The organism is Pseudomonadota bacterium (assembly GCA_016195085.1).
Taxonomy (GTDB): Bacteria; Pseudomonadota; Alphaproteobacteria; order SHVZ01; family SHVZ01; genus JACQAG01.
In genome coordinates, this window is record JACQAG010000072.1 from 48,510 (window position 1) to 69,427 (window position 20,918).

Genomic DNA, 20,918 nt, shown 5'->3' on the forward strand with positions numbered 1-20,918 from the left:
CACGTCACCCCCCTCCCTAACCCTCCCCCGCAAGGGGGGAGGTAACAGGAAAGAACGCGTACTTACTCCCTCCCCCCTTGCGGGGGAGGGATGGGGAGGGGGGTACTTGATGGCTCCGCAATGCATCTCAGTGCTGCACGCCGAGATAGGCGTCGATCACCTTGGGGTCGCGCTTGACCTCCTCGGGCGTGCCGTCGGCGATCTTGCGCCCGTAGTCGAGCACCACCACCCGGTCGGAGATATCCATGACCACTCCCATGTCGTGCTCGATCAAGGCGATGGTGGTGCCGAACTCGTCGTTCACGTCGAGGATGAAGCGGCACATGTCCTCCTTCTCCTCGACATTCATGCCGGCCATCGGCTCGTCCAGAAGCAGGAGATCCGGCTCGGCGGCGAGCGCCCGGCCGAGCTCGACCCGCTTCTGCAATCCGTAGGGGAGCCGGCCGACCGGCGTCTTGCGGATGGCCTGGATCTGCAGGAAGTCGATGATGCGCTCGCAGACCTCGCGGTGCTGAATCTCCTCGCGCTTGGCCGGCCCGAGCCAGATCGCCTGCAGGAGGAGGCCGGCTCGCATCTTCAAGACCCGGCCGGTCATGATGTTGTCAAGGGTCGACATGCCGCGGAAGAGCGCGATGTTTTGGAAGGTGCGGGCGATTCCGAGCCGGGCCGCCTCATGTGGTCGCATGCGCCGGCGGGTCTCGCCCTTGTAGGTGATGCGGCCCTCTTGGGGATGATAGAAGCCGTTGATCACGTTCAGCATCGAGCTCTTGCCGGCGCCGTTCGGTCCGATGATGGCGCGGATCTCGCCTTTGCGGATGTCGAAGCTGACATCGCTCAAGGCCCTGATGCCGCCGAAGGAGAGGCCGATGTCCTCGATGGCGAGCAAGTTCTCGCCGATATGGCGCGGGCCGATGTGTCCGACCGGAGCGTCCATCACCCTGCCTTGCGCAAGGGCTCGGGCTCCGCCGGCGGGGCGGCGGCCGGCAGGCATTGCGCTTCGGCGATGCGGATCTCGGCCCGGCTCTTGCTTTTGCGGCCATCCTCGAAGGTGACGTCGGTCTCGATCGCCGCCCGCTCCCGGCTGGAATAGAGCCCGTCCACCAGCGGCTGGTAGCGCTCGGCGACGAAGCCGCGCCTAACCTTGCGGGTGCGGGTGAGCTCGCCGTCATCGGCGTCGAGCTCCTTGTGCAGGATGAGGAAGCGCTTGATCTGCGAGCCGGCGAGCGTGCGGTCGTGGGCGAGATCGGCGTTCACCGCTTCGATGCAGCCGCGCACCAAATCGTAGACCTGGCCCATGGCGGCCAGCTCCTGGTAGCTCGAATAGGCGATGCCGCGGCGCTCGGCCCAATCGCCGACCGCGCTCATGTCGATGTTGATCATCGCCGCCGCATGGTCGCGGCCATGGCCGAAGGCGACTGCTTCCTTGATGTGCGGGAAGAACTTGAGCTTGTTCTCGAGATATTTCGGGGCGAAGAGCGTGCCGTCGTTGAGCCGGCCGACGTCCTTCGAGCGGTCGATGATCTTCAAATGCCCGTCGGCATCGAAGAAGCCGGCATCGCCCGAATGCACCCAGCCGTCCTCCGCCTTCGCCTCCTGGGTCGCCCGCTCGTTCTTGTAGTAGGCGACGAACACGCCGGGCGAGCGGTACATGACCTCACCGGTGTCGGTGATCTTGATCTCCACCCCTTCGACCGGCGTGCCGACGGTGTCGGGCTTCACCTCGCCATCGGGCTGGATGCAGAGTGCCACCGAGGCCTCGGTCATGCCGTAGAGCTGCTTCACGTTGATGCCGAGCGAGCGGAAGAAATCGAAGATGTCGGGGCCGATCGCTTCGCCTGCGGTGTAGGCAAGGCGGATGCGGCTGAAGCCCAGCGTGTTCTTGAGCGGCCCATAGACCAGCACGTGGCCCACGCCGTAAAGCAAACGCTGCAGGAGCGAGACCGGCTTCTCGTCGATGATGCGCGTGCCGATCCGCCGCGCCAACGTCATGAAGTAGTGGAACAGGCGGCGCTTGATGTAAGAGGCGTCCTCCATGCGGATCATGACGGTCGTCAGAATGTTCTCGTAGATCCTGGGTGGGGCGAAGAAATAGGTGGGACCGAGCTCCCGAAGATCGGTCATCACCGTGGCGCCGCTCTCCGGGCAGCCGACGGCGAAGCCCGCGACATAGGCCTGACCGTAGGAGAAGACGTGGTCGCCGACCCAGGCCATCGGCAGGTAGGCCAGCGACTCCTCATGCTCGTTCAATCCCTCGCGCTCGATCCAGTTGAGCGAGGTCGCCATGATGTTGCGTTGCGACAGCATGACGCCCTTGGGCTGACCGGTGGTCCCCGACGTGTAGAGGATGATCGCCACATCCTCGGCCTTGCCCTTGGCGATCTCCTCCAGGAAGAAGCCGGGATGCGCCGCCTCGAATTTGCGCCCCTCCTCCTGCACCGAGGCATAGGAGCGTAGCTGCTCCTTCGGATAGTTCCTGAGGCCTCTCGGATCGGCATAGATTACGGCCTCGAGCAGCGGACAGCGCTCCTTGAGGCCGAGCAACTTGTCGACCTGCTCCTGATCCTCGGCGATGGCGAAGCGCGCCTCGCAATGGTCGAGCACGAACTGCATCTCGGTTGCGACCGCATCCTGGTAGACCGGCACCGGCACGCCGCCCAAGGCTTGCACCGCCGTGATCGCCCAATAGAGATGCGGCCGGTTGTCGCCGACGATCGCGAGCTTGTCGCCGCGACGGAAGCCCATGGCGGCCAGGCCTAAGGCAAGCCAGCGGACCTCGTCCAGCACTTGCGCCCAGGTCCAGGTCTGCCAAATGCCGAGGTCCTTCTCGCGGTTGGCGGCGCGGTCGGCGAAGACCTTGGCGTTGACCAGCAGCACCTTGGGGAAGGTATCCGCATTGGCAAGCCGCAGGCGCGCCGAGGACGATGCTGCGGCTTGACGGCGAGGACCGTGTTCGAGACCCACTGTCACCTCCCGGGTGGCGCCTGGACTTTTGTTTGCCGGTGCGGCTCAAATCCTTGGGCGACGCAAGGTCATTAGCACATGGAAAATACAGGTCAATTGCCTGGCCGGCCAGCGGAACCGAAGCCGGAGGTGCTGGCGCTGGGTCCGCATCGCCTAGCAATTAGGCAACTTCGGAACCAAGCCGCCGGCGCCGCGAGCGTAGGGCCGATCCTCCTCTTCCTGCATGAAGGTCTGGGATCAATCGGCCAATGGCGCGACGTGCCCGACGCGCTGGCCGAGGCGACCGGACTTCCCGCCTTGGTCTATGACAGAATCGGCCATGGCGCCTCCTCGCGGCTGGAAGGCAAGCGGCCGCCGGATTTCATGCAGCGCGAGGCCTGGGAGACCCTGCCTCTTCTTTTGGACCGGCTCGGCATCAGCCAAGTAGTGCCGATCGGTCACAGCGACGGCGGCACCATTGCCCTCTTCTTTGCGGCGGCGTTCCCCGAGCGCGTGCCGGGCGTGGTGACCGAGGCCGCGCATGTATTTGTGGAAGAGGAGACGCTGACCGGTATCCGGAAGGCGGTCGAGGCGTTCGAGACCGGTGATCTCAAGCCCCGGCTCCAGCGCTATCACGGCGAGAATACCGAGACGATGTTCCGCGGCTGGGCCGATGTGTGGCTCAGCGCCGGTTTCCGCGGCTTCTCCGCGCTCGCATCATTGCCGAAGATCGCCTGCCCCGCCCTGGTGCTGCAAGGCGTCGAGGACGAGTACGGCACCAAGGCGCAGGTCGAGGCGATTCGGTCCGGCATCGCCGGTCCGGTCGAAGCGCATCTCATTGCTAATTGCGGACACGCGCCCCATGCGCAGGCGCGCGCCAGCGTGCTGCCGCTGATCGCGGATTTCGTCCGGCGCGTCGTTGACGGCTAGGAGCGGAGCGACGGCGCCCCCTTCGCGGGCGCATGGTGCGCGTGCCAGTGCCGCGCGATGTCGATCCGACGGGCGAGCCAGACGCCATCATGGGCCGCCGCATGGTCGAGGAAGCGCTCGAGCGCCGCGATCCGGCCCGGACGCCCGACGAGCCGGCAGTGCAGGCCGATCGACAGCATCTTTGGCGTCTCCGCGCCTTCGGCGTAGAGCGTGTCGAAGGCGTCTCTGAGGTAACCGAAGAATTGATCGCCGGAGTTGAAGCCCTGGGGGGTGGCGAAGCGCATGTCGTTCGTGTCGAGAGTATAGGGAATGACCAGATGCGGCCCGCGCGGGCCCGCGATCCAAATGGGCAGATCGTCGGCATAGGAATCCGACGAGTAGAGAAAGCCGCCCTCTTCCATGACGAGCTTGAGGGTGTGGCCGGAGCAACGACCGGTGTACCAGCCGAGCGGCCGCTGGCCGGTGACTTCCGTGTGGATGCGGATCGCCTCGCCGAGATGGACGCGCTCCTCGCCCTCGGGCATGTCCTTGTAGTCGATCCACTTCAAGCCATGGCTGGCGATCTCCCAATCGGCCTCGCGCATCGCCGCCACCGCTTCGGGGTTGCGCGCGAGCGCGGTCGCCACGCCATAGACGGTGATCGGCACCTTACGCCGGGTGAAGAGCCGCCACAGCCGCCAAAAGCCGGCGCGCGAGCCATATTCGTAAACCGACTCCATGTTCGGGTTGCGCTGGCCCGGCCACGGCACCGCGCCGACGCTCTCGGAGAGGAAGGCCTCCGATGCGGCATCGCCGTGCAGGATGCAGTTCTCGCCGCCCTCTTCATAGTTGAGGACGAGTTGCACCGCGATGCGTGCCGCTCCCGGCCAGCCTGCCTGGGGCGGACGGCGCCCATAGCCCACGAGGTCGCGCGGATAAGCGGAAGGAGAGCTCAGAGCCACGGGTTCCTCCATTCCATGCGGTGCCTTGCTGCGTCCTCGATGGCCTTGTGGCGCGAGCCGAAAATTGTCCGGTGGCGCATCCTCGCTCAGCGCGTTCGCCGGAGAGGTTCGACGACGAGGCGGCGCGCCGCCGGCAACGACAGCCGCGCCAGCGCCTCGGCTTGCGCGAGGGCGGCCTGCAGCGAGTCGATCAGGGGAACCTTGAATTCCGGCTGCAACGCGGCGGCGAAGCCGGCAAGCGCCGCGCCGCCGATGATCACCACATCGGCGTGATGACGCTCGATCGCCTCGACGACCGCCGCCCGGAGCTGGCTCAGCGCCTCGTCGCGCTTGGACGCGAGATCGAGGGCTTGTCCCGGGAGGGCGAGGATGGCGCAAGAGCGACGCTCAAGGCCGGTTTGGCGCAGCAATTCGCCGAGCATTCCGGGCCAGCGCTCGCCGACCGTGACGATCGCGAAGCGGTCGCCGGACTGCAGCGCCGAGAGAACCGAAGCCTCGGCCATGCCGACGACCGGGAATGAATGCAGCTCGCGAACGGCGCCGATGCCCGGCTCGCCGAAACAGGCGAGGACGCAGGCATCGAATTGTCCGGGTGCATACGCATCGACCGCCCCTGCGACGGTTTCGAGGATCCCATGGGCGGCGATCGTCGCCTCCGCGCGCGAGGCGATGTAGCGGGGACCGACGCGTGGAGCGGCGGCGACGATGGTGTAGTCGGGGCGATAGAAGCGGCGTGCCGAGAGGGCGAGCTCGCGGGTCAGCGCCTCAGTGGTGTTGCCGTTGACGAGCAGGATGTTGAGAGGGGCGGTCATGGATCGATCGTATACGCGATCCTACGCGAATTGCGGGCCAGATCGCCATGTATTGTATTCACGATGCATCTGGATCGGCTATAAACCGACGCGGATGCCTTTGCCACGGCCGTGGATGCTGCCCGGATGACCTCGTCGCGACCCAAGGCCCAGGATGTTTCCCGCAGCCAATTCGTCTACGAGGCACTGCGGCGCGCGATCATCGAGCAGGCGCTGCTGCCCGGTGACAAGCTGCCCGAGGACGTCATCGGCGAGCGCTTCGGCGTCAGCCGGACCATCGTGCGCGGCGTGCTCGGTCGTCTGAATGCCCAGGGCTTGGTGGATCTCCGGCCGAACCGGGGCGCCACGGTGGCGCATCCCAGCCTCGATGAGGCCTTTGACATCTTCGAGGCGCGCCGATCGCTGGAACGCGATGTCGTGCGCCGCCTCGCCGGCCGGGTGACGCGGGACGACCTGATCGCCCTCGAGGCGCATGTGGCGCTGGAGGAAGCGGCGCGCGAGCACGGCGGCGTGGAATCGATCCGGCTCTCTGGGGAATTTCACATCATCCTGGCCGAGCGTGCCGGCAATGCGGTGATCGCCCGCTACGTCAACGAACTGGTCTCCCGCTGCTCGCTCATTCTGGCGCTCTACGGCCGGCCCCATTCTTCCGATTGCGCCGTCAACGAGCACCTGCAGATCGTGGCCGCGCTCCGGGACGGCGACGCTGAGGCGGCGATCGAGGTCATGGCGGGGCATCTGGAGGCGGTGACGCAGCGGGCGTTGCTCGCCTCCCCCGACAAGCGCCGGCGGGACATTCGGGTGATCCTGGACGAATACGCCGGTTGACCACCGGGAGCGGCAGGCCCCTGCCCACCCGGCCGGCGCGGGTCCGAAAAATTGCATACGAAATAACCAAAAATCGTACACGAACTGATCAAGCCCTTTGCAGTCCCGCGGCGGCGGTCACGGGAGTGGAGGAAGGCCGGCTGCTGCGCCCGGGGTGAGCCGAGAGGCGAATCAGCGGCTTGCAGGCGCGCTTGGGGCTCCGCCGATCCGTGGCATGGGCATTGCGACGAGGGCCAGTCGGAGACGACTGGCAGGAATCATGCGCGGCGCCAAGCTCGAGCTCGTCAAGGTCACCAAACGCTATGGCGAAACCCTCGCGGTTGACGCCGTCGATCTCCGCATTCCCGCCGCGACCTATTGCTGCCTTCTCGGTCCCTCGGGCTGCGGCAAGACGTCGATCCTGCGGATGATTGCCGGCCACGAGGCGGTGAGCGGCGGCGACATCATCCTCGGCTCGGTCAACGTCACCGACATGCCGCCCGCAACCCGCGGTACCGCGATGATGTTCCAGTCTTATGCGTTGTTTCCGCATCTCTCCACGCTCGATAACGTGGCTTTCAGCTTGAAGATGCGGGGCATGCGGAAGGCGGAGCGGCAGGCCCGGGCGCTCGAGCTCCTGGGTCTCGTCGCCATGGAGGGATACGCCGCCCGCCGCCCGGCGCAGCTTTCCGGCGGCCAGCAACAGCGGGTGGCGCTCGCCCGCGCGCTGATCACCGCCCCGCAGCTTCTGCTGCTGGATGAACCCCTGTCGGCGCTCGATCCGATGCTGCGGGTCAAGATGCGCACCGAACTGAAGCGCCTGCAGAAAGACCTGGGCATCAGCTTCGTGCACGTGACCCATTCCCAGGACGAGGCTATGGCGCTGGCCGATCTCGTGGTCGTCATGAATGATGGCCGCATCGAGCAGGCCGGCCAGCCGCGCGCGGTGTTCAACGCGCCGGCCAGCGAGTTCGTCGCCCGCTTCATCGGCGGCCACAACGTCATCGAAACCGCCGCCGGTCTGGTCACCGTGCGCGCGGATCGGCTGAAGTTGATCCACGCCGGGCGGAGCGCGGACGGCGCCCTGGCGGGCACCGTCCGAGACATTGAATATCAAGGCTCATTCGTCCATCTCACGCTCGAAACCGAGCGGGTTCGAGACCTCACGGCGATCCTCGACGAGACGGCCTACTACGCCGATCCCCTCGATCCCGGCGACCGCGTCGCCATCACCTGGGATGAGCGCGACGCACACCCTCTAAGGGCAAGCGTCTGAAGGCGACAACCGCTCATCCAATGCAACCAAGGAGAACGTCATGACGGACAGGAAGAGGACGAGCAGCTCCATGCGTTTCGGCGCCGGCATGAGCCGGCGGACGGTGCTGAGAGGGGTCGCCGCCGCTGCCGGTCTCGCCGCCGGTAGCAAGGCCATCACCGGCTTTCCGGCGGTCATCGCCGCCGAGCCCGTGACCCTGCGCTATCTCGGCACCGCGGTGAACCAATCGGCCGACATCGCCAGGAAGGTGAAGGAGGATCTCGGCATCGTCATCGAGTACGTCCCGGTCACCACCGACGACGTGACGAAGCGCATCATCACCCAGCCGAACTCCTTCGATCTGGTCGACAGCGAGTATTTCAGCCTGAAGAAGCTCCTGCCTTCGGGCAACCTACAAGGCATGAGCGCGAAGCGGATCAAGCACTTCGACAAGATCACGCCGGTGTTCACCAAGGGTGAGATCGCGGGCAAGAAGATCGGCGACCAGGGTACCGCGCCAAAGAAGGTCTTCTATCTCGCCGGCGCGACCTCGACCAAGTTCTCGCCGACGCCGACCGAGTGGATCACGCTCATTCCGACGGTTTACAACGCCGATACCCTCGGCATCCGCCCCGATCTGATCAAGCGTCCGATCACCAGCTGGAAGGAGCTGCTGAACCCGGAGTTCAAGGGCAAGGCGGCGATCCTCGATATCCCCTCGATCGGAATCATGGATGCGGCGATGGTGGTCGAGGCCACCGGCCAATACAAATATGCCGACAAGGGCAACATGACGAAGAAGGAGATCGACCTCACCATGAAGATCCTGACCGACGCGAAAAAAGCCGGTCAGTTCCGCGCCTTCTGGAAGGACTTCAACGAGAGCGTCAATCTCATGGCCTCGGGCGAGACGGTGATCCAGTCCATGTGGTCGCCCGCCGTGACCAAGGTGCGCTCCCAGGGTGTGGCCTGCGTCTTCCAGCCATTGCAGGAAGGCTATCGCGCCTGGGCCGCCGGCTTCGGCGTGCCGAAGACGCTGAAAGGCAAGAAGCTGGATGCGACCTACGATTTCATCAATTGGTTCATGTCGGGCTGGGCCGGCGCCTACCTCAATCGCCAGGGCTACTACGCCGCGGTGCTGGAGACCGCCAAGGCGAACATGGAGCCCTACGAATGGGCCTATTGGATGGAAGGCAAGCCCGCGCAGAAGGACATCAAGGCGCCGGACGGGACGGTCTTGGAAAAGGCCGGCACCGTGCGCGACGGCGGCTCCTACGAGGCGCGCATGGGCGGCGTCGCCTGCTGGAACGCCGTCATGGACGAAAACGACTACATGGTGCGCAAGTGGAATGAGTTCATCGCGGCGTGATGATGGGATCGGAGGCCGGGGTTTCCCCGGCCTCTTCGCTCGTTGAGGAAAGAGGCGTGGCGAGCAGCGCCGCCAGACTGCCGCGCGCTGCGGCGGCCTATCTCCTGGTTGCGCCCTTCGCGCTGGTCCTGCTGCTGTTCTTCGTCCTCCCGATCGCTCTGACGCTCGTCGTCAGCTTCTGGAGCTACAACGAATATTCGATCACGCCTAGCTTCACCCTCGAGAACTACGCCGGCGTGTTCGAGGGATGCGTGAGCCGGCTGCCAGAGCTCTGCACCACCTTCAAGACCTATCTCTCCACGGCGAAATTCTGCGTTTCCGTGTGGGCGCTGACGCTCCTCATCGGCTTCATCGTGTCCTACTTCCTGGCCTTTCACGTCCGATCGCCCGCGGTTCAAATTGCGCTTTTCCTCGTCTGCACGATCCCGTTTTGGACCTCGAACGTCATTCGCATGATCTCGTGGATCCCGCTGCTCGGCCGCAACGGCGTCGTCAATCAGACGCTGACCGCCATGCGGGCGACAGGCGAGCCGATCGAATGGCTGCTGTATTCGGACTTCGCCGTGGTGCTGGCGTTCGTGCATCTATTCATCACATTCATGATCGTACCGATCTTCAACTCGATGATGCGGATCGACCGCCGGCTCCTCGAAGCCGCCCGCGATGCCGGCGCGTCCGGCTGGCAGACTCTCTGCAATGTCGTGGTGCCGCTGTGCAAGCCCGGGATTGCAATCGGCTCGATCTTCGTCGTCACCATCGTCATGGGTGACTTCGTCACCATCGGTGTGATGGGCGGCCAGCAGATCGCCTCCGTCGGCAAAGTGATCCAGGTGGAGACCAGCTATCTGCAGTTCCCGATCGCGGCGGCGAACGCCGTGATCCTGCTCGCGGTCGTGCTCATGGTGATCTGGGGCTTGACCCGGCTCGTCGATATCCGCAAGGAGCTCTGAGCGATGCTGAAGGAAGGGCGTCCTGCGTCGTTCTATTGGCTCGCAATCGTCTTCGCGCTCTTCGTGCTGTTCCTCTATGGGCCGACGATCACCATTCTGGCGCTTTCCTTCCAGGGCCCGGAGGGCGGGCTGACGCTGCCCATGAACGGGATGTCTTCGTTTTGGTTCGCCAAGCTATGGGCCGGCGTTGGCGTCATCGACATCTGGTCCGCCTTCGCTCGCTCGATGAAGCTCGGCCTGGCGGTGATGGTGCTCACCGTCATTCTGTGCGTGCCGGCGGGCCTTGCCTACCGCATGCGGTTTCGCGGCTCGACGGCGCTCTTCTACGTCACCATCGCCAGCCTCATCGTTCCCTCGATCGTCGTCTCGCTCGGCATCGGCTTCGAGTTCCGGCTGATCGACGAGGCGGTCAAAGGCCTGGCCGAGGCCTGGGATATCGACTGGTTGGCGGAGAGCTATACGACGGCGATGGGGCTTTTCACGTCCGCCCTCGGCGCGCATCTCAGCTGGACCTTGCCATTCGGTCTCCTCATCATGTTCGCGGTCTTCAACCGCTTCGACCGGCGCTATGAGGAGGCCGCCCGCGATCTCGGCGCCACATCCTGGCAAACCTTCCGCCATGTCGTGCTGCCGATGATCTTGCCTTCGGTGATTGGCATCGGACTCTTCGGCTTTACGCTCTCCTGGGACGAGATTGCGCGCACCAGCCAGGCAATCGGCGACCGCAATACGCTGCCGTTGGAGCTACAGGGGCTGACGACGACGGTGACGACGCCGGAGATCTACGCCCTGGGCACGGTGACCACCGCGATTTCTCTGGCGGTGGTGATGCTCGCATTGGCGGCCATCTCGCTCCTGCGCCGACGCCAGGCTCGGCACGGCTCCGATGCCGGCAAGGGATTGGTCTGAGCCCGCGCACTCTCGCCGGCAAGCCGCGGCAGCGAACGCGTCAGGGCGCGCCGATCGCTCCTGGATCCTTGGCCGCGCGTTGCACGAGGTGGATGAAGCCGCGCACGGCGGGCGAGGTCTCGCCGCGTCGGCAGGCGAGATTGAGCGGAGCCTCCGGCCGCGGGCTGCCTTTGAGGCGGCGATAGACGACGCCGTCCATCTGCAGGCCGCGCAGCGAGATCGGAACCACCGAGACGCCGAGGCCGACGGCAACGAGATTGAGCGTGGAGACGATGCGCGGCGCCTCCTGGCCGATTTGCGGGTTGAAGCCGGCGGCATGGCAGGCGGCGATGATGGTGTCGTAGAGACCGGGGCCGACCGGCCGGCGATAGAGGATGAAGGTCTCGGCCGCCAGCGCCGCCAAGGCGATTGCGGCATCGCCGCCGAGAGGTCCCGACGCCAGCCTATGGGCGGAGGGGAGTGCGACGACCATCTCCTCGCTGAGGAGCGGGTGCACGACGAGCCCGGACGGATCGGCAATCGGCGAGCGGATGAAGGCAGCGTCGATCCGCTCCGCGAGCAGCGCCTCCACCAGCTCGCCGGTGCCGGTCTCTTCCAGCGCCAGCGACACCAGGGCATGGGTCTCCCGGAAGAGACGGATCACCCGCGGCACGAAGGGCACGAAAGGTGCGGAGCTGGTGAAGCCGACGGCGATCCGACCCTGCTCGCCTCTGTGGGTGCGCCTGGTCGCGGCCCGGGCGTGCTCGACCTGCGCCATAATCCCCCTTGCATCGGCGAGCAAGGTCCGCCCGGCCTCGGTGAGCTCTACCCCGCGGGGCAGCCGGCGAAAGAGCTGCACTTCGAGCTCCCGCTCCAAGGCCTGGATCTGCTGGCTCAAGGGCGGCTGCTGCATGCCGAGCGCCTCGGCTGCCCGGGTGATGTGCCCGTGCTCGGCCACGGCCAGGAAATAGCGGAGATGCCTAAGTTCCATTATCCATATTTAACAGATATGGATATACTGCTCATCATATATTGGATTAATGGCAGACTTAGGCTCTAAGCTCGGGCGCAATCGCCAGAGGAGAGGCCATGCAGACCCACGAACCGGCGCGGCTGTTGACCGAGCAGTTCCTGGCCTGGCTTGCCGAGAAGCCCCGGAGCTATCGCGATGTCATGGAGGCCTGGCGTAGCTCCTGCCCCAGGCTCACCGTCTGGGAGGATGCGCTCGCCGACGGCCTGGTGCGCTATGAGGGCGGAGATAGCCGCCTGGTGCGTTTGACCACGCGGGGTCGTGCCATCCTCGCCGGCCAAAGCGCGCGGGAGCCGGTATGAGCCAGGATCGGCGCGCCCTTGCCGGCCGCGGCGTCCGCCGAGTTGGCCTTGCCGCCGCGCTTGGCTATGGTGGAGCCAACCACGTTCTATCAGTTGCTATGGAGGGGACCCCGTGACTGCCATCGGCCAGGACACGCTGAAGACGCGCCGTACGCTCAAGGTGGACGGCAAGTCCTACGACTATTTTAGCCTGACGGCGGCGGCCGAGGCGGGCTTGGGCGACATCGCCCGGCTCCCGTCCTCGCTCAAAGTTCTCTTGGAGAATCTGCTCCGCTATGAGGACGGGCGCACGGTCAAGGTCGACGACGTGAAGGCGATCGCCGCCTGGCTCAAGGACCGTAAATCCGACCGCGAGATCGCCTATCGACCGGCCCGGGTGCTGATGCAGGATTTCACCGGCGTGCCCGCCGTGGTCGACCTCGCCGCCATGCGCGATGCGATGACCGGGATGGGCGGCGATCCGACCCGCATCAATCCCCTGTCGCCCGTGGACCTGGTGATCGACCACTCGGTCATGGTCGACAGCTTCGGCAACGCCAAATCCTTCCAAGACAACGTCAAGCACGAGTTCGAGCGCAACCACGAGCGCTACGCGTTTCTGCGCTGGGGCCAGACGGCATTCCGGAACTTCCGCGTGGTGCCGCCCGGCACCGGCATCTGCCATCAGGTCAATCTCGAATATCTGGCGCAGACCGTGTGGACGAGCGAGGCCAATGGCAAGACCATCGCCTATCCCGATACCTTGGTGGGCACCGACAGCCACACCACCATGGTGAACGGCCTCGCCGTGCTCGGCTGGGGTGTGGGCGGCATCGAGGCCGAGGCGGCGATGCTGGGCCAGCCCGTCTCCATGCTCATCCCCGAGGTGGTCGGCTTCAAGCTCACGGGCCGTCCGAAGGAAGGGGCGACCGCGACCGACCTCGTGCTGACCGTGACCCAAATGCTGCGCAAGAAGGGCGTGGTCAACAAGTTTGTCGAGTTCTACGGCCCTGGCCTCGATTCGCTTACGCTGGCCGACCGCGCCACGGTGGCCAACATGGCGCCGGAATATGGCGCCACCTGCGGCTTCTTCCCGATCGACAAGGAGACCATCGCCTATCTGAACTTCACCGGCCGCGACCCGCACCGGGTCAAGCTGGTGGAGGCCTATGCCAAGGCCCAGGGCATGTGGCGCGACGCTTCCACGCCCGATCCGGTGGTGACCGACGCGCTCGAACTCGACCTCGGCACGGTCGAGCCGTCGCTGGCCGGGCCGAAGCGCCCCCAGGACCGAGTGTTGTTGAGCCAGGCCGCGAGCTCGTTCCAAACCGCGGTCAAGGAAATGGGCGGCGGCGAGCGCAAGGTGCCGGTCAAAGGCAAGAACTACGAGCTCAAGGACGGCGACGTGGTGATCGCCGCCATCACGTCTTGCACCAACACCTCCAACCCGGCGGTGCTGTTGGCCGCCGGCTTGCTCGCGCGGAACGCCAATGCAAGGGGCTTGCAGGTCAAGCCCTGGGTCAAGACCTCGCTGGCGCCGGGCAGCCAGGTGGTCACCGACTATCTGGTCAAGGCCGGATTGCAGGACGAGCTCGATAAGCTCGGCTTCAATCTCGTCGGCTATGGCTGTACCACCTGCATCGGCAATTCCGGGCCCTTGGAGGCGCCGATCGCCGAGGCAGTCGAAGCCGGCGATCTGGTGGTGGCCGCCGTGCTCTCGGGAAACCGCAACTTCGAGGGCCGGGTCAATCCGCATGTGAAGGCCAACTACCTGGCCTCGCCGCCCTTGGTCGTGGCCTATGCGCTCGCCGGCAGCCTCAAGGTCGATCTGGTCAAGGATCCCTTGGGCCAGGACCGGGACGGCAAGCCGGTTTATCTCCGCGATGTCTGGCCCTCGAACAAGGACATCCAAGGCGAGATGACGCGGTCCTTGAGCCCGGAGATGTTCCGCAAGCGCTATGCCAACGTGTTCCAGGGTCCGGTCGAGTGGCAGAAGGTCAAGACTGCGGAGGGGCTCACCTACTCCTGGAACCCGGGCTCGACCTATGTGAAGAACCCGCCCTATTTCGAGAACATGCCGAAGCAGCCGGGCAAGCTCAGCGACGTCAAGGGTGCGCGCGTGCTGGCGCTGTTGGCCGACAGCATCACCACCGACCACATCTCGCCCGCCGGCGACATCAAACGCGATGGCCCGGCCGGGGATTATCTGGTGGAGCACCAGGTGCCCCCGCCTGAGTTCAACAGCTTCGGTGCCCGCCGCGGCAATCACGAGGTGATGATGCGCGGCACCTTCGCCAATATCCGCCTCAAGAACGAAGCCGCACCCGGCACGTCCGGCGGCATGACCCGGCATTTCCCCTCGGGCGAGCGCATGAGCATTTACGAAGCCGCCATGCGCTACAAGAAGGAGGGCCAGCCGCTGGTGGTGTTCGCCGGCAGGGAATACGGCACCGGCTCATCGCGCGACTGGGCGGCCAAGGGCACGCTGCTCTTGGGCGTGAAGGCGGTGATCGTCGAGAGCTTCGAGCGCATCCACCGCTCGAACCTGGTTGGCATGGGCGTGCTCCCGCTGCAGTTCAAGGACGGGGCGACGCGCAAGTCCCTCGGCTTGACCGGCGAGGAGACCGTCGACATCGAGGGCATCGCGGCGGGCATCAAGCCCGGCCAGAACATCGCCGTCACCATCCACCGGCCCAATGGCGAAGCGGTGAAGATCACCGTCACCTGCCGCATCGATACCGCCGATGAGATCGAGTACTACCGCCATGGCGGCATCCTGCACTATGTGCTGCGCGGCATGATGAAGGCGGCGTGAGCGAGCGGAGATGGGGCTCCCGGCGTCGGGCCGACAACCCGCCAGGCTGTCGGCGCCGGCCTGACAACGGCCGGGAGCGGGTTTTTCAGGCGCTTTAAGAAGTATTCACCCTCCCCCGCCGGGCCCGCGGGGGAGAATGGGCGCATGGCCCAAGGCGACCCGCAGGCCCTGAGTTCGGCGGTCGAAACCTGGCGCTCGGTCGAGGCGATTTCCCATCCTCTGATCCGTGAGGTCGCCTGCCTCTGGCAGGCGAAGCGTCGCGGGCGACTGGCGCCGTCGCGCCGCGACCTCGATCCCGACGAGCTGCGCCTCTACCTCCCCAATATCTTCATGCTCGATGTCGTCGAGCCCGGCATGCGGTTCAGGGTTCGCCTGATGGGCACCGGGCTCGTTCGCGCCACCGGCCGGGACAACACCGGACGCTTCCTCGACGAGGTCTTGCCGGCTTCGCACTATCCCGGCGTGCGCGAGGAGCTCGACGACGTCGTCACCCGCTTCGTGCCGCGCTATGCCATCTCCAGCATGGCCTGGCAGCGGCGATCCTTTGCGCGCTATCACCGCCTCATGGTGCCGCTTTCCGACGATGAGGTGCGGGTCAATATCGTCTTTGGCGTCCTCTACATGATCGTCGACGAGCATGGCGGCATTCCGATTGCGCCCTTGAAGGCGGCGATCGAGGTCGCACCGCTCCTCCGCGCGCGCGTTCTCGAAGCCAGCCGGCCGGGCTGAGCTCAGGCCGCATTGCGGCGCGCCTGCTCCTCGCGGTAGAGCGCCATCTCCTCGGCAAACGCGCGGGCCACGCTCGGACGCGCATGCAGGCGCTTGTAGTAACCGGCGACCGCCGGGTACGGCGTCAAATCCATCTTGAGGTGCATGGCCCAGTTCAGCACCGCCGCCAGATAGGCATCCGCCACGGTGAAGCAGTCTAGGAGATACTCGCGGCCCTCGAGATGCGCCTCGAGACAGGCAAGTCGCGGCGTCGTCTTCTCCCGGGCATAGGCCTTGGCCCCCTCCGGGGCCTTCGGATCCAGGAGCGGGATGAAGACCACCTTGTGCAGCTCCGAGGCCCGGCGGCGCTGGCTCGGCTCGCTTCGGCGGTGCTGCATTCCCTTGCCATCCGCGCCCGCGCCGGCGAGTCCCGCGCCCAGCTCGAGCGGCTGGCTGAGGACGGCGTCGATCTGATCTGCGGTGCCGCCTCGAATCCCGGCCGGAAGCCTGTCGCGCGTTAGCCGCGCCCGGCGAGCTTCTTCAGCTCGCGGCCCATGAGGCGGAATTCCTCGCGGCGCTTGGTGCCGCGCCGCCAGGCAAGGCCGATTTTCCGGTAGGTCGCCTTGCCCTCCAGCTTCACGGTGGTGAGCTGGGTCCCCTTGGTGACGCCGGCCTCGATGGCAAGCTCAGGCAGCAAAGTGACGCCGAGCCCGTTGTCCACCATCTGCACCAGCGTGGTGAGGCTGGTGGCTTCGAACGGATCGAGCGCGGGCCGCGTGCGGAGATTGCAGGCATCGAGCGCGTGTTGCCGGAGGCAATGTCCATCCTGCAACAGCAGAAGGGTCTCCTTCTGCAGGCGCTGGGGTGCGACGCCGGGCGCGCGGGCCAGCTTATGGTCGGCGCGGCAGCAGAAGAAAAACGCATCCTCGAACAGGATTTCGCTCTCGACCTTGCCCCCATCGAAGGGAAGCGCCAGCAGCACGAGGTCGATCTCGCCCGCCTCCAGCTGCTGGATGAGCCGGTCGGTCAGGTCTTCCCTGAGATAGAGCCTAAGGCGCGGATAGAGCCGCCGGAGCCTGCCCAAGACCCGGGGCAACAGAAACGGTCCGATGGTGGGGATCACGCCCATGCGGAGGGTGCCGGCGAGCGGCTCGCCAGCGGACTGCGCGGCGCGCGTCAGGCTCGCGGCATCCTCCAGGATCTGGCGCGCGCGGCGCGCGGTTTCCTCGCCCGTCGGCGTCAGTACCACCCGGCGCTTGGTGCGGTCGACGAGCGGCGCCTCCAGCGTCTCCTCCAGCTCCTTGATGCTGGCGCTCAAGGTCGACTGGGTGACGTGGCACTGGAGGGCAGCCTTGCCGAAATGCCGCTCTTCGGCCAGCGCCGCCAAATGCCGAAGCTGCTTCAGGGTCGGGAGATTCACCATCGATTTTACCGATTAGAAATTCCGGAATTACTCATTGGCTCGATCGATAGATAAGCACCATATCGGCCCTATCAAGCCACCCAACCCCAGCCCAGGAGGACTGTTCGATATGCTGACCGTTGGCGACACGTTTCCGAGCTTCGCATTGAAGGCCGTGGTCTCGGCCGAGCCCAAGCAGGCGTTTTCCCAGATCGATGCGCAGACGGATGCCGGCAAGTGGAAGGTCGTCTTCTTCTGGCCGAAGGATTTCACCTTCATCTGCCCGACCGAGATCGCCGCCTTCGGCAAGCTCAATGGCGAGTTCAAAGACCGCGACGCCGTCATCTACGGCGTCAGCACCGACAGCGAGTACGTGCATCTCGCCTGGCGGCAGAACCACGCCGACTTGAAGAGCCTGCCCTTCCCGATGTTGGCCGACATCAAGCGCGAGCTTTCAAAGAGCCTCGGCATTCTCGACAAGATCGAGGGCGTGGCCCTCCGGGCGACGTTCATCGTCGATCCCGACGGCATCATCCGCTTCGCTTCGGTGAACGATCTCAGCGTCGGCCGCAACCCGCAGGAGGTGCTGCGGGTCCTGGATGCGCTGCAGACCGACGAGCTCTGCCCCTGCAATTGGAAGAAGGGCGAGCCGGTCCTCGAGGCGGCCTGATCGGCGTCGGGGCCGGGGTGGTCTCTCGCCGCGGCCTCCCCGGCCCCCGGCCCACAACCGGCAACACCCACCCACGCATCACTCGAAAAGGAATCCGACCGATGTCGCTCGAAACCCTGAAGGATCGCTTGCCCGACTACGCCAAGGATTTGAAGCTGAACCTATCCAGCTTGGCCACCGAAGCGAGCTTGACCGATCAGCAACGCGCCGGGACCTTCATCGCCGTCGCCCTCGCTGCCAGAAATCCCGAGGTGGTCGAGGCCTTGACCGCCCAGTTCTCATCCCAACTCTCCCCGGATGCGCTCACGGCGGCGAAGGCGGCTGCCGCGATCATGGGCATGAACAATATCTATTACCGCTTCGTCCATCTCTCGACCTCGCCCGACTACAAGACCATGCCGGCGAAGCTCCGGATGAACGTGATGGCGAAGCCCGGGGTGGCGAAGCCGGACTTCGAGCTCTGGTCCTTGGCGGTCTCCGCCGTCAATGGCTGCGGCATGTGCATCGAGGCGCATGAGCGCGAGCTGCGCGGCGCCGGCGTCACCGCCGAGCAGATCCAGGCGGCCGTGCGCATCGCCGCCGTGGTCCACGCGGTGGCGGCGGTGCTGGAGGGCGAGGCGGCGTTCCAGAACCGGGCGCTCGCCGCCTAGAGTCAGGAGCCGGGCCAAGCTTATCCGCGCGCGGCGGCAGGTACCGGAGACCTGCCGCCGACGACCGCGCGCTGTTGCGTTGCCCGGATGCTCGAGCGCCTCGGCGTTTGACACCATTCAAGAATATAAATTCTTGTTCATATTATTGGGATTATTCTAGTTTTACCCCTATTAGCCGCGCTGCGGCTCGGAGTTGTGACGACCATCACAGACTTTTGCACCGCAGCATCCGAAGCTTCATCGACCACACTGCTTGATCCGGCCTCCTCCGAATCCCCACCCGTCAACCCCCTTCCAGCAAGCACGATCGGACCACCCGAAGGCGCAGCGGCATGGATAGACCATCGGCAAGCCCCGCCGGAGCGACCTCGGGGGATGCTCCGCCGCAGATCGTATGGGTCGTGGGAATGCCGCGGTCGGGCTCGACCTGGGCCTTCAATGTCATTCGCTTGCTGCTGCAAGGCAGGAGCAGCTCAGTGATGCCGGAATTCATCATCCGCAATGAAGCGGACTACATAAAAATTGCAAACCGAGTGACGGCAAAACCGCGAAGAGACTCGGATCCAATTTGGCTGTTCAAGACGCATCTTCGCCTGGGCGGCTCGCTTCCCGGCGCCCAACTCATTTACACCCACCGCGATCCTCGCGACGTGTTGATTTCTTTTCAGCGCTTCATGCGCTGCAACTTCGACCGGGCTCTCGCGGAGGTCGTCGAGATGACCGCGACCTGCGACCATTACCGCTCGGTCGTTCACGTGCCAAAGCTCGATCTTGACTATCGCGACATCGTGGCCGACCCCCATGGCGCCATCGCCCGCATCGCGCGACACATCCGGGTCGACGCCGCGCCGGCGGAGATTGAAACGCTGGCGCGCAATCTCTCGAAGCCAGCCGTTCAAAGCATCATTGCCGCCTGTGAGGCCAAACTATCCGCGCTCGCCGATGCCAACCAGCCGGTCCCATCCGAGCTCTATTCGATTAACGCCGATGGAAGTGCTCGGGCGTTCGACCCGGTCACGGGCTTTCAATCGCGCCATGTCTCGGACTATGGAGACGGTGATTGGAGCCGCCTGCTTTCGCCGGATCAGCTCCGGCAGATGGAAGCACGGCTCGGACCGTGGCTCGAAGCAAATGGCTACGCCTAGGGAGGCTATCCACCTTCGCCATTGACATCGATCGATGGCTCCCTCAGAAGCTGAGCCGACAAACGCGGCCGGCGGTTCGGCTGCGTGAGATCAACCAGAGGGTTCCTTTAAGATGTCCGGGCCTGTCGTAGCGGTGGCTGGCGCCACCGGTGCCGTCGGTGTCGAGTTCCTGGAGTGCTTGCGCGAGCGGCACTTCCCCTTGTCGGATCTGCGCCTGTTGGCCTCGGCGCGCTCCAAGGGCAAGAAGGTGACGTTCAACGGCACCGAGCTCACCGTCGAGGAGCTGACCTCCGATAGCTTCAAAGGTGTGGATGTCGCCCTCTTCTCCGCCGGCAGCTCCATCTCCAGGAGCTTCGGGCCGATCGCGGCCAAGGCGGGTGCCGTCGTGGTCGACAATTCCTCGGCCTTCCGCATGGACGACGGCGTCCCCCTGGTCATCCCCGAGATCAATCCCGAGGCGATCGGGACCCATCACGGCATCATCGCCAACCCCAACTGCTCGACCATCATCGCCATCACGCCCCTATGGCCGATCCACAAGCTGAATCCGGTCCGCCGCGTCATCGCCGCGACATACCAGGCGGCCTCGGGCGCCGGGGCGGCGGCGATGCAGGAGCTGGAGGAGTCGACCCGCGCCTACCTTGCCGGCAAGCCCTACGCCAACACCGTCTTCCCGCATCCCTATGCCTTCAACCTCTTCAGCCACAACACCCGGATCGATCCGGCGACCGGCTACAACGAGGAGGAGACCAAGATGCTGCGGGAGACCCGGAAGATCTTCGGCGATCCCGATATCCGCGTCTCGGCCACCTGCGTGCGCGTGCCGGTCCTGCGCGCCCATTCCGTGGCGCTCACCTTCGAATGCGAGCGCAAGATCACGCCCGAGGAGGTGCGTCGCACCCTCGCCTCGGCACCTGGGATCAAGATCGTCGACGACCCGGCCAAGAACTACTTCCCGATGCCCAAGGACGCCTCGGGACAGAACGACATCCTGGTGGGCCGCATCCGCCAGGATGTGAGCGACGCCTCGGGCAAGTCGATCGCCATGTTCGTCGCCGGCGATCAACTGCTGAAGGGCGCGGCCTTGAACGCGGTACAGATCGCCGAGCATCTGGTCGGTTGAGGGATAGACCCTCACCCTGGGCCTCTCCCGGTGGAGAGCGTGGGGGAGCGCCGCGTCGTAACCTCTCCCATGGGGCTATGGGATTCACGGATCTTGGCCTTGGGTAGCAAGGGCATAGCCTTCCATCCTGGCGGCGAGCTGGTTCCAGCCGTCGCGCATGGTCTTGGGTCCTGGCGGTTTGTAGTAGCAGTTCCAGCCACCG

Annotated in this window: 20 protein-coding genes; 13 read left to right on the plus strand and 7 right to left on the minus strand. The window is 65.4% G+C overall.

The window, feature by feature from the left end; genetic code table 11:
- Window positions 1-127 precede the first annotated feature (127 nt).
- Entirely contained in the window at window positions 128-991 is an 864-nt protein-coding gene (locus tag HY058_19975; GenBank protein MBI3499579.1) for an ABC transporter ATP-binding protein, read from the minus strand.
- On the minus strand, window positions 934-2,907 hold the full coding sequence (locus tag HY058_19980) for an AMP-binding protein (protein MBI3499580.1): 1,974 nt from the start codon (window positions 2,905-2,907) through the stop codon (window positions 934-936). The genes HY058_19975 and HY058_19980 overlap by 58 nt, the downstream gene beginning before the upstream one ends.
- Window positions 2,908-3,057: 150 nt before the next feature.
- On the opposite strand from HY058_19980, the gene HY058_19985 reads away from it, so the two are divergent.
- Window positions 3,058-3,870, plus strand: coding sequence for an alpha/beta hydrolase (locus tag HY058_19985; GenBank protein MBI3499581.1), 813 nt, complete (start codon window positions 3,058-3,060; stop codon window positions 3,868-3,870).
- Here the strand turns inward: HY058_19985 and puuE are convergent.
- Window positions 3,867-4,823 (minus strand): allantoinase PuuE, encoded by a 957-nt coding sequence (gene puuE, locus HY058_19990; protein ID MBI3499582.1) that lies wholly within the window; start codon window positions 4,821-4,823, stop codon window positions 3,867-3,869. The genes HY058_19985 and puuE overlap by 4 nt on opposite strands.
- 74 nt (window positions 4,824-4,897) lie before the next feature.
- Window positions 4,898-5,623, minus strand: a complete 726-nt coding sequence (locus HY058_19995) for an aspartate/glutamate racemase family protein (GenBank protein MBI3499583.1) — start codon at window positions 5,621-5,623, stop codon at window positions 4,898-4,900.
- A gap of 126 nt (window positions 5,624-5,749) precedes the next feature.
- Between HY058_19995 and HY058_20000 the strand changes: the two genes are divergently transcribed.
- From HY058_20000 to HY058_20020, 5 genes are all read left to right on the plus strand, one after another.
- Window positions 5,750-6,451 (plus strand): GntR family transcriptional regulator, encoded by a 702-nt coding sequence (locus HY058_20000; GenBank protein ID MBI3499584.1) that lies wholly within the window; start codon window positions 5,750-5,752, stop codon window positions 6,449-6,451.
- A 256-nt stretch (window positions 6,452-6,707) separates the two neighbouring features.
- Window positions 6,708-7,706 carry an ABC transporter ATP-binding protein gene (locus tag HY058_20005; GenBank protein ID MBI3499585.1) on the plus strand — a complete coding sequence of 333 codons (999 nt, stop codon included), beginning with the start codon at window positions 6,708-6,710 and terminating at the stop codon, window positions 7,704-7,706.
- A gap of 40 nt (window positions 7,707-7,746) precedes the next feature.
- Window positions 7,747-9,054, plus strand: coding sequence for an extracellular solute-binding protein (locus tag HY058_20010; GenBank protein ID MBI3499586.1), 1,308 nt, complete (start codon window positions 7,747-7,749; stop codon window positions 9,052-9,054).
- 2 nt (window positions 9,055-9,056) lie between these two features.
- Window positions 9,057-10,004 (plus strand): ABC transporter permease, encoded by a 948-nt coding sequence (locus tag HY058_20015; GenBank protein ID MBI3499587.1) that lies wholly within the window; start codon window positions 9,057-9,059, stop codon window positions 10,002-10,004.
- Between the two features lie 6 nt (window positions 10,005-10,010).
- Complete coding sequence (locus HY058_20020; GenBank protein MBI3499588.1) at window positions 10,011-10,913, plus strand: ABC transporter permease; 903 nt, start codon at window positions 10,011-10,013, stop codon at window positions 10,911-10,913.
- 40 nt (window positions 10,914-10,953) lie between these two features.
- Here HY058_20020 and HY058_20025 read toward each other — a convergent pair whose 3' ends face one another.
- Complete coding sequence (locus tag HY058_20025) at window positions 10,954-11,883, minus strand: LysR family transcriptional regulator (protein ID MBI3499589.1); 930 nt, start codon at window positions 11,881-11,883, stop codon at window positions 10,954-10,956.
- A gap of 98 nt (window positions 11,884-11,981) precedes the next feature.
- On the opposite strand from HY058_20025, the gene HY058_20030 reads away from it, so the two are divergent.
- The 3 genes from HY058_20030 (at window position 11,982) to HY058_20040 (ending at window position 15,747) form a co-directional block, all read left to right on the plus strand.
- Window positions 11,982-12,224, plus strand: a complete 243-nt coding sequence (locus HY058_20030) for a hypothetical protein (GenBank protein ID MBI3499590.1) — start codon at window positions 11,982-11,984, stop codon at window positions 12,222-12,224.
- Between the two features lie 112 nt (window positions 12,225-12,336).
- A complete protein-coding gene (acnA, locus tag HY058_20035; protein MBI3499591.1) occupies window positions 12,337-15,018 on the plus strand; it encodes an aconitate hydratase AcnA in 2,682 nt (893 codons plus the stop codon).
- A 144-nt stretch (window positions 15,019-15,162) separates the two neighbouring features.
- Window positions 15,163-15,747, plus strand: coding sequence for a PAS domain-containing protein (locus HY058_20040; protein MBI3499592.1), 585 nt, complete (start codon window positions 15,163-15,165; stop codon window positions 15,745-15,747).
- Window positions 15,748-15,749: 2 nt separating this feature from the next.
- Here the strand turns inward: HY058_20040 and HY058_20045 are convergent, their stop codons facing one another.
- Together HY058_20045 and HY058_20050 are read right to left on the minus strand one after the other, a co-directional pair.
- Entirely contained in the window at window positions 15,750-16,124 is a 375-nt protein-coding gene (locus HY058_20045) for a glutathione S-transferase family protein (GenBank protein ID MBI3499593.1), read from the minus strand.
- 119 nt (window positions 16,125-16,243) lie between these two features.
- Entirely contained in the window at window positions 16,244-17,149 is a 906-nt protein-coding gene (locus HY058_20050) for a hydrogen peroxide-inducible genes activator (GenBank protein MBI3499594.1), read from the minus strand.
- Window positions 17,150-17,258: 109 nt separating this feature from the next.
- Between HY058_20050 and HY058_20055 the strand changes: the two genes are divergently transcribed.
- The 4 genes from HY058_20055 (at window position 17,259) to HY058_20070 (ending at window position 20,716) form a co-directional block, all read left to right on the plus strand.
- Entirely contained in the window at window positions 17,259-17,798 is a 540-nt protein-coding gene (locus HY058_20055) for a peroxiredoxin (GenBank protein ID MBI3499595.1), read from the plus strand.
- 101 nt (window positions 17,799-17,899) lie between these two features.
- Entirely contained in the window at window positions 17,900-18,448 is a 549-nt protein-coding gene (locus HY058_20060; GenBank protein MBI3499596.1) for a carboxymuconolactone decarboxylase family protein, read from the plus strand.
- A gap of 407 nt (window positions 18,449-18,855) precedes the next feature.
- A complete protein-coding gene (locus HY058_20065; GenBank protein MBI3499597.1) occupies window positions 18,856-19,593 on the plus strand; it encodes a sulfotransferase domain-containing protein in 738 nt (245 codons plus the stop codon).
- A 112-nt stretch (window positions 19,594-19,705) separates the two neighbouring features.
- On the plus strand, window positions 19,706-20,716 hold the full coding sequence (locus tag HY058_20070; GenBank protein MBI3499598.1) for an aspartate-semialdehyde dehydrogenase: 1,011 nt from the start codon (window positions 19,706-19,708) through the stop codon (window positions 20,714-20,716).
- Window positions 20,717-20,918 lie beyond the last annotated feature (202 nt).

Coding starts and splice junctions, on each gene's coding strand:
- HY058_19975 (MBI3499579.1), bottom strand. CDS start 991: ATGCCTGCCGGCCGCCGCCCCGCCGGCGGAGCCCGAGCCCTTGCGCAA.
- HY058_20015 (MBI3499587.1), top strand. CDS start 9,057: ATGGGATCGGAGGCCGGGGTTTCCCCGGCCTCTTCGCTCGTTGAGGAA.
- HY058_20025 (MBI3499589.1), bottom strand. CDS start 11,883: ATGGAACTTAGGCATCTCCGCTATTTCCTGGCCGTGGCCGAGCACGGG.
- HY058_20065 (MBI3499597.1), top strand. CDS start 18,856: ATGCCGCGGTCGGGCTCGACCTGGGCCTTCAATGTCATTCGCTTGCTG.
- HY058_19995 (MBI3499583.1), bottom strand. CDS start 5,623: ATGACCGCCCCTCTCAACATCCTGCTCGTCAACGGCAACACCACTGAG.
- puuE (MBI3499582.1), bottom strand. CDS start 4,823: ATGGAGGAACCCGTGGCTCTGAGCTCTCCTTCCGCTTATCCGCGCGAC.
- HY058_20055 (MBI3499595.1), top strand. CDS start 17,259: ATGCTGACCGTTGGCGACACGTTTCCGAGCTTCGCATTGAAGGCCGTG.
- HY058_20010 (MBI3499586.1), top strand. CDS start 7,747: ATGACGGACAGGAAGAGGACGAGCAGCTCCATGCGTTTCGGCGCCGGC.
- HY058_20045 (MBI3499593.1), bottom strand. CDS start 16,124: ATGCAGCACCGCCGAAGCGAGCCGAGCCAGCGCCGCCGGGCCTCGGAG.
- HY058_20030 (MBI3499590.1), top strand. CDS start 11,982: ATGCAGACCCACGAACCGGCGCGGCTGTTGACCGAGCAGTTCCTGGCC.
- HY058_20060 (MBI3499596.1), top strand. CDS start 17,900: ATGTCGCTCGAAACCCTGAAGGATCGCTTGCCCGACTACGCCAAGGAT.
- HY058_20070 (MBI3499598.1), top strand. CDS start 19,706: ATGTCCGGGCCTGTCGTAGCGGTGGCTGGCGCCACCGGTGCCGTCGGT.
- HY058_20000 (MBI3499584.1), top strand. CDS start 5,750: ATGACCTCGTCGCGACCCAAGGCCCAGGATGTTTCCCGCAGCCAATTC.
- HY058_20050 (MBI3499594.1), bottom strand. CDS start 17,149: ATGGTGAATCTCCCGACCCTGAAGCAGCTTCGGCATTTGGCGGCGCTG.
- HY058_20040 (MBI3499592.1), top strand. CDS start 15,163: ATGGCCCAAGGCGACCCGCAGGCCCTGAGTTCGGCGGTCGAAACCTGG.